The organism is uncultured Microbacterium sp. (assembly GCF_964244775.1).
Taxonomy (GTDB): domain Bacteria; phylum Actinomycetota; class Actinomycetes; order Actinomycetales; family Microbacteriaceae; genus Microbacterium.
Genome location: NZ_CAXTJR010000006.1, coordinates 70,508 through 84,200, shown reverse-complemented (window position 1 = coordinate 84,200; position 13,693 = coordinate 70,508). Strand labels below are relative to the sequence as shown.

The 13,693-nt window shown below is 68.3% G+C and carries 12 protein-coding genes; 6 read left to right on the top strand and 6 right to left on the bottom strand.

Translation table 11 applies throughout. The annotated features are described in order from the left end of the window. Positions 1-49: 49 nt before the first annotated feature. Positions 50-1,540, bottom strand: coding sequence for a glycosyltransferase family 2 protein (locus tag ACFE6Z_RS11665; protein ID WP_375385857.1), 1,491 nt, complete (start codon positions 1,538-1,540; stop codon positions 50-52). Between the two features lie 235 nt (positions 1,541-1,775). Between ACFE6Z_RS11665 and ACFE6Z_RS11660 the strand changes: the two genes are divergently transcribed. The 3 genes from ACFE6Z_RS11660 to ACFE6Z_RS11650 are packed head-to-tail and all read left to right on the top strand — an operon-like array spanning position 1,776 to position 5,831. Beyond that, positions 1,776-2,906: a hypothetical protein gene (locus tag ACFE6Z_RS11660; RefSeq protein ID WP_375385856.1), complete on the top strand. Its 1,131-nt coding sequence runs from the start codon at positions 1,776-1,778 to the stop codon at positions 2,904-2,906. Positions 2,907-2,911: 5 nt separating this feature from the next. Next, entirely contained in the window at positions 2,912-4,657 is a 1,746-nt protein-coding gene (locus tag ACFE6Z_RS11655) for a sensor histidine kinase (RefSeq protein WP_375385855.1), read from the top strand. Beyond that, positions 4,650-5,831, top strand: coding sequence for a hypothetical protein (locus ACFE6Z_RS11650; RefSeq protein WP_375385854.1), 1,182 nt, complete (start codon positions 4,650-4,652; stop codon positions 5,829-5,831). The genes ACFE6Z_RS11655 and ACFE6Z_RS11650 overlap by 8 nt, the downstream gene beginning before the upstream one ends. A gap of 119 nt (positions 5,832-5,950) precedes the next feature. Here ACFE6Z_RS11650 and ACFE6Z_RS11645 read toward each other — a convergent pair whose 3' ends face one another. The 5 genes from ACFE6Z_RS11645 to ACFE6Z_RS11625 all read right to left on the bottom strand — a co-directional run bounded on the left by ACFE6Z_RS11645 (position 5,951) and on the right by ACFE6Z_RS11625 (position 10,483). Next, positions 5,951-7,432, bottom strand: coding sequence for an HNH endonuclease (locus ACFE6Z_RS11645; protein WP_375385853.1), 1,482 nt, complete (start codon positions 7,430-7,432; stop codon positions 5,951-5,953). Between the two features lie 123 nt (positions 7,433-7,555). Next, positions 7,556-8,164, bottom strand: coding sequence for a hypothetical protein (locus ACFE6Z_RS11640; protein ID WP_375385921.1), 609 nt, complete (start codon positions 8,162-8,164; stop codon positions 7,556-7,558). Between the two features lie 30 nt (positions 8,165-8,194). Continuing rightward, positions 8,195-8,947, bottom strand: coding sequence for a type II CAAX prenyl endopeptidase Rce1 family protein (locus tag ACFE6Z_RS11635; RefSeq protein ID WP_375385852.1), 753 nt, complete (start codon positions 8,945-8,947; stop codon positions 8,195-8,197). An 8-nt stretch (positions 8,948-8,955) separates the two neighbouring features. Continuing rightward, a complete protein-coding gene (locus tag ACFE6Z_RS11630) occupies positions 8,956-9,501 on the bottom strand; it encodes a hypothetical protein (RefSeq protein WP_375385851.1) in 546 nt (181 codons plus the stop codon). Positions 9,502-9,697: 196 nt separating this feature from the next. Beyond that, complete coding sequence (locus ACFE6Z_RS11625) at positions 9,698-10,483, bottom strand: lysostaphin resistance A-like protein (RefSeq protein ID WP_375385850.1); 786 nt, start codon at positions 10,481-10,483, stop codon at positions 9,698-9,700. A gap of 40 nt (positions 10,484-10,523) precedes the next feature. Here ACFE6Z_RS11625 and ACFE6Z_RS11620 point away from each other — a divergent pair, with 40 nt between their 5' ends. From ACFE6Z_RS11620 to ACFE6Z_RS11610, 3 genes are all read left to right on the top strand, one after another. Then, the gene (locus ACFE6Z_RS11620) at positions 10,524-11,123 is read left to right on the top strand and encodes a low molecular weight phosphatase family protein (RefSeq protein WP_375385849.1); all 600 of its coding nucleotides are present in this window, start codon (positions 10,524-10,526) and stop codon (positions 11,121-11,123) included. Positions 11,124-11,219: 96 nt separating this feature from the next. Next, the gene (locus ACFE6Z_RS11615) at positions 11,220-12,662 is read left to right on the top strand and encodes a polysaccharide biosynthesis tyrosine autokinase (protein ID WP_375385848.1); all 1,443 of its coding nucleotides are present in this window, start codon (positions 11,220-11,222) and stop codon (positions 12,660-12,662) included. Positions 12,663-12,964: 302 nt separating this feature from the next. Beyond that, positions 12,965-13,627 carry a hypothetical protein gene (locus ACFE6Z_RS11610; RefSeq protein ID WP_375385847.1) on the top strand — a complete coding sequence of 221 codons (663 nt, stop codon included), beginning with the start codon at positions 12,965-12,967 and terminating at the stop codon, positions 13,625-13,627. Positions 13,628-13,693 lie beyond the last annotated feature (66 nt).

Sequence of the window (13,693 nt, the reverse complement as noted above, 5' to 3'; positions counted from 1 at the left end):
CCGAGTAAGAGACTCCGCGCGGTTGCGAGCGATTCTTCTGCGTGCCGGCTCAGACCTTGTATCCGTGCTGGCGGCGGAACAGCTTGGTGGTCATCATCAGGGTCTGCAGCACGGTGACGACACCGACGATCGGCCATCCGATGTAGAGGATCGTCGACTGGACTGTCGGCCCGAGCAGCATCCAGATCACTGCGAGCGCCACGGCCACGGCGATCGCCACGATGTACGGGGCCCAGTGGCCCATGCCGCCGCCCTTCTCCGCCTTAGCCTGCATGGCCCAATTGTCGACCTTCTTCTTCGAGAGGAAGCGGGTCCAGGCGCGGAGGAAGTGCGACAGGCGGATCCACATGTAGACCTCGGCGGGAACGATCAGCAGCGCGAACATGATGTCTTTGCGGGTGCGCGATTTCATCGTCATCGCCATGCGGAGGTTCAGCAACACCGCCATGGCCATCGGGATGAGCCAGATCGGCGAGAAGACGAACGCGCCCAGCGCGAGCGAACCGGCCAGCAGCAATATGAACGCGACGCGCACGAACAGGTTGGTCAGCATGCCGAAGTTCTCGAACCAGCGGATCCGCAGGTTGGGGTGGAACGGCTGACCTTTGGTGTCGCCACGCTGACCGGGCCACATGAGCTCGATCGCGCCGTAGGTCCACTTGACCTGCTGCGCGTCCAGGCTGCTCAGGGTGGTCATGCCGCCGACGTCGGCCCGGGCGATCGGACTGATCTTGGTGAGGTAGCCGGCGCTCTTGATCTGGAGCGAGAGGAGCGAGTCTTCGACCTCGCTGTCTTTCACCCACGGGGTCGACTGGTGGTTGGCCTCCATCACCTCGCGCAGCGCCTGCGTCGAGAAGACCGAGAACTGCCCGCCGAGCACGGCCATGTTGCGGCCGCGCAGCAGGTTCTGAAGGTTGAACGCGGCGAACTGCGAGCGCTGACCGCTGACCAGGAACGAGGCGAGACCCTTGAACGGCGTGTTGTCGATCGTGAAGATCGCCGAGATGCCGCCGATGCGGGTGTCGGAGATGATCTCGGTCTCGAGGTTTTCGACCGCGTGCGGTTCGGCGATCGTGTCGCCGTCGACGCCGAGCAGGTAGTCGTAGCCCTCGACGAGCGAGTAGCCGTAGTTGAGCGCGCCGACCTTCTTGTCGGGGTTCTTGCCGATGTCGTGGACGAACACCTCGGTGAACTGCTCGCCGAGCTCGGTCGTGATCTCGTGCGGCCCGGCATACTGCGAGGCGAGCGCGACAGTCTTGTCGGTGGTGTTGTTGACGACGACGTGGATCACGTCGGGGACGCGGGTCTGCGACAGGAGGCCCTCGATCACCTGGGCGATCGACTCCTCTTCGTTGTAGGCCGGGATGACGCATCCGATCGTCGACCGCTGGGTCGAGGTGCCCTCGAACACCGAATCGAAGTCCTCGGGGAACGCGTGGTCGTAGACCGGCTCCTGCGGGGTCACGACAACAGCCTTCGAGCGCGAGCGCAGAGCCAGCTCGCTGCGGCTGGCAGCGGCCGGGTCGGGGGTGATGGTCATGTCGAGTCTCTCGGTGGGAGGTGATGGTGGCGAGGAGTGGAAAGCTGGATGCGGGGCATCATCAGCCCGTACCGGAGGTGGATGGCGGAGCATCTCTCGTGAAACCCATCTTGCTATGCTGACCTCGTCAAAGCATTCGTTCTTCTCTGAGGCGACCGCAACGAATCCTCAAGGTTCGCGCAAGGCGGGGAACGTGCCCCAGGAGCATGGTGAGCGAAGAATCGCGGGGCGGCCGATGGTCACGCTGTACACGATCACGCTGACGGTGGCATGCTGCATCGCCGTGGCGTTAGTGCTCGGATCTGCGCGCTCTCGCACCGCCGACGAGGGCCCGTCGAACGCTGAGTCGTGGGTGACGACCTCGTTGCTCGCCGTGCTCTCGGCATCTGCGGCCACCCTCTCGACCCTCGCCTATGCGATGGCGGGCACCGACGGCGCCAACCTCGTTCCGCTCCTGATCGGCGACGTCTCGATGCCGCTGGCGGCCGGGCTGCTGTTGGCCGCGATGCGGCGCGCATCGGGCCACTCGCGCTTGCTCGCGGTGCCGATCCTGATCGTGTCGTTCGGCGTCGCCGCCGTCACGCTCTTCGTCTCTCCCGAAGCGGGCCAGACGGTGAAGCTGCTCGTCATCGCCGCGCTCAACGTGCTGACGGTGGTGACGTGCGTGCGAGGTCGCGAGCGGCTCGGACTGCTCGGCGCCTGGCTCATCGGCGGCACCGTGGGTCTCTACGCCGCCTACTGCGTCATGCGCCTGATCACCCCGGTCGTCTTCGAGCACCTCTCCGACACCACGTTCACCCTGCGCGATCGGGCGACCCTGATGCAGTACCTCGGTCAGGGGGGCGCCTCCATCGTCTCCGCCGCCGCGGTGGCCGTGATCACGGCCGGCGTGATCGTCATCGTCCGCCGCGGGACCGGCGGGCAGCGATCCACGACAATCGTGAGCAACGAAGCCCTCACCGACTGGATCGCCGCGCTGCTCGTCGAACGCCGCGAGGTCACCGCGATCGCGACCTCGGTACCCGATATCGCACTTCACCGCGCCGCGTTCGGGCGCCCGTGGGCGCAGGCGATCAGTGCGGCCGTCACCGAGACGACGCGCCTCAGCCTGCCCGCCGGCAGCATCATCGGGCGCCCGGCGCCCGGTGTGCTCGTCGCGATCGAGTTCGGCGTGATGGTCGAGCTCGACAGCATCCGTTCCCGCATGCAGGAGATGTACGAGGGGATGCTGCCGCGCACCGCCCCCACTGAGGCCCCCGACCTGTTCGTGGAGCGCGTGATCTTCACCGAGCCCCACGACCTGCGTCGCTTCGCGCGGCGCGCCCGTGCCGCGTCGCGTCGCGCCATGGCGATGCAGGGGAGGTGACCGGCATGTCGACGCCCGCGCCCCTCGGCACCCGCACTCACTCCATCTGGCTGTCGCAGCTGCTGCTGGCGATCGTCGTCGTGGTGATCGTGCTGCTCGTGCAGGCCCTCGCCCCCGAGACACTCGAGCTCGTGACCTTCACGATCGGCGTCTCGGCGGTCGTGATCCTCACCGGGGTGGCCCTCGCTGTGCCGTGGCACCTGCTACCGCCGTGGACGGTGCTGATCGTGCCGCTGCTGGACATCATCGCGGTCGGCATCATGAACCGTGACACCCCCATCGACTTCGCGTTCCTCTGGGTGTTCCCGATCACCTGGATCGCATCGCACTTCCCGCTGTGGGCGACGGGGACCGCGCTCGGCACGATCGCCGCCATGGTGCTCGCGCAGGAGGCGCAGCGCCCGGAGAACGCGACCGGCACGCTGCGGCTCATCATCGTCGCCCTGTCGCTGACCTTCATCGCCATCAGCACGCACATGGCGGCCCGCCAGACTCGCGCGTTCAAGCGATTGCTGCGCCGCGAGGCCACCAAGCTCAACGAAACGCTGTCGCGCACCACCCGCCAGGAGCGCGAGATGTCGCGGGTGCTCGGCTCGATCGATGTCGGTGTCGTGCGTCTGTCGGCGGATGGCAGCATCCTCGAGGCGAACCGCACCTACCAGACGCTCTACGACATCAATCCCGCCGATGCGATGTTCTCGCCGCGTTCCGTGGAGTACGACGGGTTTCAGGGCTCGCCCCTGACCAACATCCAGCGCCCGATCACCCGGGCACGCGGCGGCGAGCAGTTCGAAGACGAGCGGACCTGGCTGTTCACCGCCGACGGCTCGTGGCGGGCCATCTCGCTCTCGGCGCTCCGCCTGCCCGAAGACCACGGCCTCGCGACGGGCGAGTCGCTGCTCATCGCCCACGACATCACCGCGATGTCGAGCGCCGAGCGCGCCCGCGACAGCCTGGCCACGCGCGTCTCGCACGAGTTGCGCAACCCCCTCACGACGGTGATCGGGTACTCCGACCTGGTCCTGGAAGACGGCGGCATCAGCACGCAGGTTCGCGAACGGGTCGCGGCCATCAACACGGCGGCCGAGCGCATGATGAAGCTCGCCGGGCAGATTCTGGCGGCGGGCCGCCAGGCGCAGATCGAAGAGACGCCGATGACCAGGACCGACCTCGTTCAGGTCGCGTCCGACTCGGTGGAGTCGTTCGCCCCCTCCGCCGAAGCGGGCGGCGTCGCGGTGCATTTCGCGGCATCCGACACCGTCCTCGTGCACGGCGACGCGTTCCGCCTGCGCCAAGTGACCGACAACCTGCTCAGCAACGCCATCAAATACACCCCGAAAGGCGGGCGCGTGACGGTGGAGGTCTATACCGAGCCGGCGGCGGATGCGGGGGTCGGGGGCACTGCGTCTGTCCAGGGCACTGCGCCTGCCGACGGCGCGGCGACGGTCGCGGTGCTGCGCATCGCCGACACGGGCATGGGCATGGAGGCCCACGAGGTGGAGCGCATCTTCGAGCCGTACTTCCGCTCTGCGGCCGCCGAGGCCAGCACCATCACCGGTACGGGGCTCGGAATGGGTATTGTGCAATCGCTCGTGGCGCAGCACGAGGGCACGCTCGAGGTCGTGAGCGCCCCGGGCCGCGGCACGACGGCCACCGTGATCCTGCCCACGACGCAGGCCATCGAGGTAGCCCTCGAGCCGTGGGTGCCTGATGCGCAGCCCGAGCAGCAGGGGGCGACGACCGATGCGTGAGCTCGCGTACGCGCTCGCAGAATCCGCGCCCCTTGCGGAACCGAGCGACCTCATCATCGGCCAGACCACGGCCGTCACGGTCTGCGTCGCCCTGATGATCTGGCTCGGGCTGCTGGGTCGACCGGGCAGGCCCACGCTCCTGTGGACGCTCGGGTTCATCCTGGCGCTCCTCGGGTCATACGGATCGCTCGCGTCGGCGGCGATGGGCACCGACGTGCTGTTGCATCCGGTCGGCATCGGGATCACGTTCGGCATGCCGATGCTCATCTGGTCGGGCCTGCGGGCCATGCGCGGCAAGCGTGCCTATCCGTGGATCGGATTCGCGCAATCGCTCGTAACTGTGCTGATCCTGTCGTTTACAACCCTTGATCCGGCCGGTTTCTCGATCTTCCAGTGGTTGTTCCTGGCGACTGCCATCGGCTCCGCCCTCGGCGCTGCCGAGGTGCTCGGCGGTCAGTTCCGCGGGTCACGGTTCGCTACTCCCCTGATCGCAGCATCCGCAGCCATGCTGCTGCTTGCCACCGTCGGGGTCGCCGGCAGCGCCGTGACGGTCAGCTCGCAGTACGACCTGCTGTTCGTGCGCGGCGCCGTGATGGTCAGCACGATCTACATCCTCTGCGCCACTGTCAGCCTCCTGTTCCTGGCCAACCGGCGCCAGGGCGCGAACGACGTCCTTGACGCCCTCGACGCATTCAATCCGCCGCCGTTGATGCGCGCCATCGTGCGCGAGCGGCTGCTGCGCGCGGTCACGCGCCACGAACAGAGCTGGTCGTTCATCGACATCCGCCTCGACGATGCCCTCGATCTGCGCGAGGCGACCGGCGAGGCCGCGTTCGCGACGATGGTCGCCCGCTTCGAGCGGATTCTCGTCGCGGCCGTACCCGCCGAGGTCGACCTGTGCCGGATCACGCCGGGGCACGTCACTGTCTTCACGTCGCAGCCGCCTGCGGCGGTGCGCGAACTGCTGCGCACCGTGCTGAATGAGACGGCGGCGGTGCAAGAGGATGCTCCGACCAGCCTCCGCACATCGGCGTCGGCCGGCATCGTCGCAGTGGTGCCCGGTGTGCACACGTACGAGACGCTGCTGGCCGAGGCCGCCGCTGCTGCCGACCAGGCGCAGCTGCAGGGCGGCGATCGGTGGAGCCGTGCCGCCACTCCGCCCCCCGTTCGCTGAGCCACCGGTCGCTGAAGCCGGGCCGCCGACCCGAACCCGTCCGCTGAGCTACCGGTCGCTGAAGCAGGGCCGCCACCCCGTCCCCGCCCGGTCACTGAGCGAGCGAGCGAGCGCGCCCGTCACGCGGCACGCCACCCGGCCCGGCTCGACTGGGGTGGCGGATCCCACGCCCATTTCACCGCCGACCTCGATTTCAGCTCGACCGGTGGCGCCCCGCCGGGCTGATGCAGCACGAACGGCCCCAGACCTTCACGCGTGATCCGCGCCCCCGTGTTGTGCAGCAGCATGTGGTGGAACCTGCACAGCAGTACCCCTCGATCGATGTCGGTGCGGCCCTTATCGCGCCACCATTGGTCGAGGTGGTGTGCTTCGCAGTAGGAGGCGGGGACGCAGCATCCGGTCCACACGCATCCGCCATCGCGAGCTGCCATCGCCACGCGCTGCTTGGGAGTGTAGAGGCGCTGCTCACGACCGACGTCGAGCGGATTGCCGCACGAATCGACGGTGACTTCGACGTACCCGATCGAGCAGAGCGACCGCTCGAGCACCGACCCGGGCAGCGCGTCGCCACCATCTTCGAGGTGCGCGGTGGCCAGCAGGCGCCCGAACGCGTCGCGCGGCCCGATCGCGCCGGCTACGACGATCATCCGCACACCCGGCTGGCGGGCTCCGAACACATCCGGCGCCTGCGCGAGCATGCCCGCACGCCACACGTCCATCACGAGGTCGTACGTGAGCTGATCGTTGGTCCGAGGATCAGCCGACAACTCGTCTGCCGCCTGCCGCTCTGCGGAGTCGACGAACCGCGGACCCCCGCGCCGCGGCCGCAACGCCGCGTCGATCATGCTCTGCGCCCACGCATGGCCCTCGTCGTCGAACGCGATCCGCGCATGGTGCCTGCCGTCGGCATCGACCCACATCCGGAAAGCCCGCTGCGCATACCGCGCCGCGAAACGGTCTTCGACGCCGGCCGGATCGAGAGCATCCCGCACCTGCCGCGCTCGCCGCGCCAGCTCTTCGACGGGAAGATCGGATGCCTCGGCCACCAGCTGCTCGGCAGCCAGCGCCCACACCGCGTGTGCTGCCGCAGTGCTCTCGGCGTCATCGCACTCGGGCGGAAGGCCGAGCCCGCGCATGATCGCCTCGAGCAGCGCCGGGGCGAGTGTCCCTTCGAGCATCGCCCGCCGCAGCACGTCATCCCACGGCCGCTTCGGCGCCGCCGCAGCCTCGGCCTCGAGTTCGGGCACAGAGGCCGACTCGCCCGCGATCAGCGACTCGCCGAGCCGCACCGCCCGCGTGGCATCGGCGCGCGTGCCTCCTGAAATCGACTGCACCAGCGACGCCGGCGTGCGATGCCCCCGCACCGCCGCCATGCCCTCAGACCCGCGCTCGCGCGCCGACCGCTCGGTGATCACCGCGGCCGTCACCGTCAGCAACCGCTCGCCCCAGTGCAGAAGATCGGATGCTGCGGCCGCCGTCGCGACGACATCGGCGTCGTCCATCCCGCGCAGCGAATCGAGCAGACGTTCGGCTTCGACGTCGAGCTCGGCGCGCGACGAGAGCGTCGCGACGCGGGTGTCGAGCTCGGCCAGGAATGTCATGCTTCATAGTCTCAGGAGCCACAGACATTCGAACATGGATGGCAGGCCATGTGGAGACTCCGGCCTCCAAAAGCAGGCTGGGGAGGAATCGGCAAGGTCGCCGAGCAACGACGAACGGCAACCCTAAGGCGCAATAGCCACCGTGATCGTGTCGGTCGCCGTCTGCTTCGCGTACTCGCTCGAAGTCGGCGTCGACTGCACGAGGAACTCGTAAGTGAAGTCGAGAGTGACGTACGTCGCCCCTTCGAGCGTCGGGCCCACGGTGAACGTCTGAGAGTAGCTGTAGGGGTCGAGCACGAGATATCCGGGGTTCGTCGTCGCACTGTCGACCTGTGCGCTCAGCGGGTCGAAAGTCTGCGTCGCCGACGCGGGCGTCGCGATCATCGAGGCGCGCTGCAGGTAGACCTTCTGGCCGTCATTCGGCGTGATGGTCGTGATGAGTGACAGGCTCACCGGCTTGAGCGCCCCCGGAGTCCACTTCTCCATCGACAGCGTCGACCAGTAGTTGATGCTGACCGCGAGCGGACCGGTGGTGAGCGACCGCGCCGTGGCACCCGACGACAGGTCGTTGGGCACGGGCTGCGCAGGAGAGACCGATGCACTCGGCGTCGCCGACGAGCCGGGTGTCTCCCAGGGCGGGGTGCTGCACCCGGCGAGCGACAACGCGGCAAGCGACAAAACGGCCAGCGACAGGGGGGCCGTCCGGCGAAGGGCCTTGCGATTGGCGAGCATGAGCACGACCTCTCTTATAGGAGCAGAAACTTATAGGAGCAGAAGAACCACGCCGAGCGTGTTGAAGACGATGTGGGCGACGATCGCGCCGCCGAGACGGCCGGTGACGACGACGAGGATGCTGGTACCCAGCCCGACCCCGACGGTTCCGACGAGAAGCGCCACAGGCGGGCTCCCGCCCCACGATACGGCGTGCAGTGCCACGAAGGCGGCCGTCGACACGGCCACCGCGACCGCCCCGGCGACCGTACGCCCCAGGGGCCGCAGGCCGTCACCCAGTGCCCGCACGACCACCCCACGGAAAAACGCTTCTTCGACCAGGGGCGAGACGAGCGCTGCCCCGGCGACGATGACGATCGCGTTCGCGGTCTGAGCCCCGGCATCGCCCCCACTCAGCGGCCCGGTGATCGAACCGACCGTCGGGGCGATCACCTCGACCGCGGCACGCACGATCAGCGCGACGCAGACTCCGAGCAGCGCGTCGATCCATCGCCAGGAACGGATGCCGAGGGCCGCGGCGAATCCGCGGGTCGAACCGATGGCGACCGCCGCCCAGACCGTGATCACGAGGGGCAGAGACAGGATCACGAGATCGAGCAATGACTGCACCCAGGCCGGAGCCGTGATCCACGCGACCCGCAACGACGGATAGCCGATCAAGAGCAAGACCGAGGCGATGAATCCCACTCCGGCGACGAGAAGCGCCGGCCACGGCCGCGCATATCCCAGTCCGGGTGCACTCAACGACGATGACCCCGGACTCTCGTCCGGGGCCACCGTCATCAACTGGGTCAGTGGTTGCTCTGAGCGCGGCGGCGAGCGACGCCCGCGACGACCGCGATGCTGCCGATGCCGAGTGCGCCCACGCCGAGCCAGATCGCCGTCAGCGGTACGGTGCCACCGGTGGCGGGAAGAGCGCCCGGGTCGCTGGTCGAACCGCCGGCATTCGCCGCCGAGACCACGAGCGTCACCGAGCCGACCTGCAGGCCGTTGGAGTCGTACGCGGCGACGGTGAAGGTGCCCTCGGAGTTGCTCTTGAAGACGGCCGCCGAGGTGCCGTCGACGACGGGCTTCTGCAGGCCGGCGGGGGCTGCGGTGCGGACGATCGATGCGAGCGTCGCTCCGTCGCCACCCGAGAGGGTGAACACCGCGAAGTCCTGCGGCGAGGTGCTCGGGATCGTGGCGGTCAGCGTGATCTCCTGACCGGGTGCCGGTGTGGTGTCGGAAGTGACGAGTCCACCGCCTTCGACGGGGTAGGTGGATGCGTTGGCTGCGGCGACTCCACTGAATAGGAGCGCACCTGCCACGACGAGTATTGCGGCGGTTTTCTTGAACATTTTGGGATCCCCCGGGTGGTTTGGCGGCTGTGGAATGGAAGAAGCTACGTCGCTGGAACACTCGAAGGGTTCGGATCCCTCTGCTGACACTCTACCGAGAATGAGCGGTTTCACACGAAGTCTTCAGTTTCGCGGGCGTAACGATTCGTCTCGATCAGATGAACAGCAGCTCAAGAGGCGCGCCAAAACACCCGATTCACCCGAGCAGCGTGCCCCCGAGGCACAGCACGACGAAGCTCAGGCTGTAGAGCACATGCACGAGCACAGCCCCCCAGATTCGCCCCGTCAGCACGACGAGCGTGCCGCACACGAGTCCGAGGATGCCGTCGGCCACGGCCAGATCGACGCTCGCGCTTTCGCCGAACACACTGACGAGCGTGAACACGGCACTCGTGACGAGCACGGCGACGACGCCGGCGAGCGGCTTGCCCATCGACCGGCGCAGCACGGTGAAGATCGCCACCATCAGGACCGCGCGGAAGAAGAACTCCTCGATGACGGGAGAAATGACGGCGGCCGCGACGAGGTCGGTGAACCACCATGTCGACGACAGGCTGCCGTCGACGAGAGGATAAGTCGGCAGGGCGCCCGAGCCGCCGAACGCGACGGCGAGCCAGCCCTGCAACGTCCGCAGAACCAGGGCGAAGCCCACGCCCCACAGCAGATCGATCCACCGGAGTCGCAGCAGGCCCGCCGGGCGCGACGTGGTGAACGCCCAGACGATGGGGAGTAGCATCCCGAGCCAGAGGCCCACCTGCCCGGCGATCGCACCCGCGACCGAGGGCGACGCGGCGGTGAGCAGAGCACCCAGGAGCACGCCGATGCCCAGCGAAACGAGGGCGAGCGCGATGAGCGTTTCGCGCCATCTGAGCACCGTACGGCCGCCTTGACGCCAGTCGGTGCGCGGCGTGCGCGACCCGCTGCGCGTAACGGGCGGGGGGTCGCCGAGCGTTACGGCGGCGTCGCTAGAGTGTTCGGACACGCGCCCACGCTACCCGGCGCCACTCTCGGGGAGGTCACCGATGTTCGAGCTCCTCACCGTCTGCACCGGCAACATCTGCCGTTCGCCGCTCGCCGAGCTGCTGCTGCGCGAGCGCTTGCGACCGCTGCAGGCGACAGTCACGAGCGCAGGCACGAGGGGTCTGCGCGATGCGCCGATGACGCCGGAGGCGATAGAGATCGCTCAGGGCCTCGGCGTCGACACGGCCGATTCGCGCGCCCACCGGTCGCGCATGCTCACCGAGGGGCAGCTGTTGAGCCCCGACCTGATCTTGGCGATGACCCGCGACCACCGCAGGCAGATCGTTGAACTCGCGCCGGCCCGCACCCGGGTGGCCTTCACGATCCGCGAGTTCGCCCGGCTCGCCGCTGAAGTGCCCGACGACGAGATCCGGCGCGCCGCAGCAGATGCGGGAGCGGATGCCTCGGGCCGCGTCCGCGCGGTGGGCAAGGTCGTCGCGTCGTACCGTGGGCTCGCTGCGCAGCCCGCCGACCCGGCCGACGACGACGTCATCGACCCGTATCAGCGGTCGATGGCCGTGTATGAACTCATGGCGGCGCAATTGAGCCCGGCGGTGGACTCCGTCGTGCGGACGGTGAACATGGCCCTGGCGCATCCCTAGCCCGGGTTCGCTCCGTAACATGCCCGCAAATCGTGTGTGGCAGGATTACGGGAACCGCCACGGCCCCCATCCGTGCGCAGCACCACGAGAGGCACCATGGAGCTCAGCGATTACATCCGCATCCTCCGCAAGAATTGGGTGATCATCGTGATCGCCACTCTTCTGGGCGTGGGGGTCGCTGCGGTCTTCTCCCTGACGCGGACGCCTGTGTACACGGCATCCAGCACTGTCTTCGTCTCGACACAGGCCGGTGCCACCGTCGCCGAGCTGCAGCAGGGGTCGAACTTCACGCAGGCGCGCGTCGAGACGTACGTCAACCTCGTGAAGACGCCGCTCGTGATCGATCCGGTGATCGCCGAGCTCGACCTCGACGCCACTGCGGCGACGCTGAGCAAGAGCGTCACGGCAACGGCACCGCTCAACACCACGCTGATCACGATCGCCGTCACCGATTCCGACCCGGTACGCGCCGCCGACACCGCGAACGCACTGGCGGCGAGCCTCACGTCACAGGTCGAGAAGATCGAAACGCCCAACGGCGGGAGCACGAGCCCCGTCCGCCTCACCCGCGTGCAGGACGCGACCGCTCCGACCGTGCCGTCGAGCCCCAACGTGCCGCTCAACCTCGCCCTGGGTGCCCTCATCGGCCTGGCGCTCGGCATCGGCTTCGCCGTGCTGCGCACGGTGCTCGACACCCGCATCCGCACCGCCCGCGACGTCGAGGGCATCACCGACAGCCCGATCATCGGCGCGATCGCGTTCGACGCGAAGGCCAAAGAGCGCCCGCTCATCGTGCACGACGACCCGCAGAGCCCGCGCTCCGAGTCATTCCGGGCCCTGCGCACCAACCTGCAGTTCCTCGATATGGGTGGCCGAGACAGCTTCGTCATCACCTCCAGCGTGCCCAGCGAGGGAAAAACCACCTCGACGATCAACCTGGCGATCGCGCTCGCCGACGCCGGCAAGCGGGTCGCGCTGATCGACGCCGACCTGCGCAAGCCCAAGGTTGCCGAATATCTCGGCATCGAGGGCGGCGCGGGCCTGACGGATGTGCTCATCGGTCGCGCCTCCCTCGCCGACGTCATGCTGCCGTGGGGTCAGCGCAGCCTGTTCGTGCTTCCCGCCGGGCGGATTCCGCCCAACCCGAGCGAGCTGCTCGGCTCCGACCAGATGCGCACGCTCCTCGATGCGTTGGAGCGCGACTTCGATGTCGTGCTGTGCGATGCTCCCCCGCTTCTTCCGGTGACGGATGCCGCGATCCTCGCGCGCCGTACGAGCGGAGCGATCGTCGTGGTCGCCGCAGGGCGCACCAACAAGCGTCAGCTCGATGGGGCTGTGGATGCTCTCATCACCGTCGACGCGAAGGTCGCGGGCGTCGTCATGTCGATGGTGCCCACGCGCGGACCCGACTCGTACTACAGCTACGGGTACGGTTATGGCTACGGCTACAGCACGCCGCCCGAGGCTGCGAAGCCTGACCGTCGTGCTCAGCGCAGAAGGTCAGGGACGAAGAACCCCAAGCCGTCGCAGGCGACCTAGCCGTGGCCTCCCGCCCTCGCCCCTCGGGAGGATCGCGCAGCGCACGATGGATTGCCGTTCTCTCCATCGCCGCGCTGGCCGTGCTCGTCGGAGGACTGTCGCTGGCCGCCTATCAGCGCGCGAACCCTCCCGCCCAGACCGCCTCCTCCCGTTCGGTCGCGGAGGCCCCCTCGGTCACTGAGCCCCCTTCGGTCACTGAGCCTGTCGAAGTGTCGTCCCCGACCCCGTCCCCCACCCCTTCGGTCACTGAGCCTGTCGTAGCGTCGCCGCCCCAGACTCGCTCAACCGAACGCTTCCTCTCCGTGGGGTCGGCCGCCACCTGGCGCGCCACCGCCGGCGAGTGTGGCAAGACACCTCCGACTGTCGAACGCTCCACTGACGACGGTGCGACGTGGACCGATGTCACACCCACCTATCGGGGGCTCGCGCAGATCTCGTCGCTCGACGCGTTCACCGACACGCAGGGTGAGCTGGTCGGCGCGGTGGGCTCGACCTGCCAGACGCAGGCTCTGCGCACTTTCACGCAAGGGCAGTTCTGGGAGTCGTACCCCGACGTGCTCGCCGCATCGACCTACCTCGATCCCGCCGATCCCTCCGTCGTCGTCACCCCCACCGGACGTGTCGACGCCCTGTGTGCCGCGCCGACATCCCTGCGCTCGTCCGATGACGAGGTCGCGCTCATCTGCGACGGCTCTGCCTACACGCTCGGGCGCGCGAACTCATGGACAGCGGTCGACGTTCCCGACTCACTAGCGCTCGCAATGAGTCCCGAGGGGATCCTGGTGGCCCACACGTCGATCGGCTGCACAGGCGTCGCCGTGTCGCTCGTCGCGCCCAGCGCTGCACCGGTTCAGGTCGCGTGCGCGACCACCGTCGACCCCGCCGTCGGGCCCGTCGCCATCGCCTCCGACGGTGACCGGCTGCTCGTGTGGGCCGGCGGCGTTGTTACGGATCTGGCGCTGTGACGACCCGCCTGACGCTCGGCGTCACCCCGGCGCCGTGCGTCACACGCGCGTCACAAAGGCCTGATA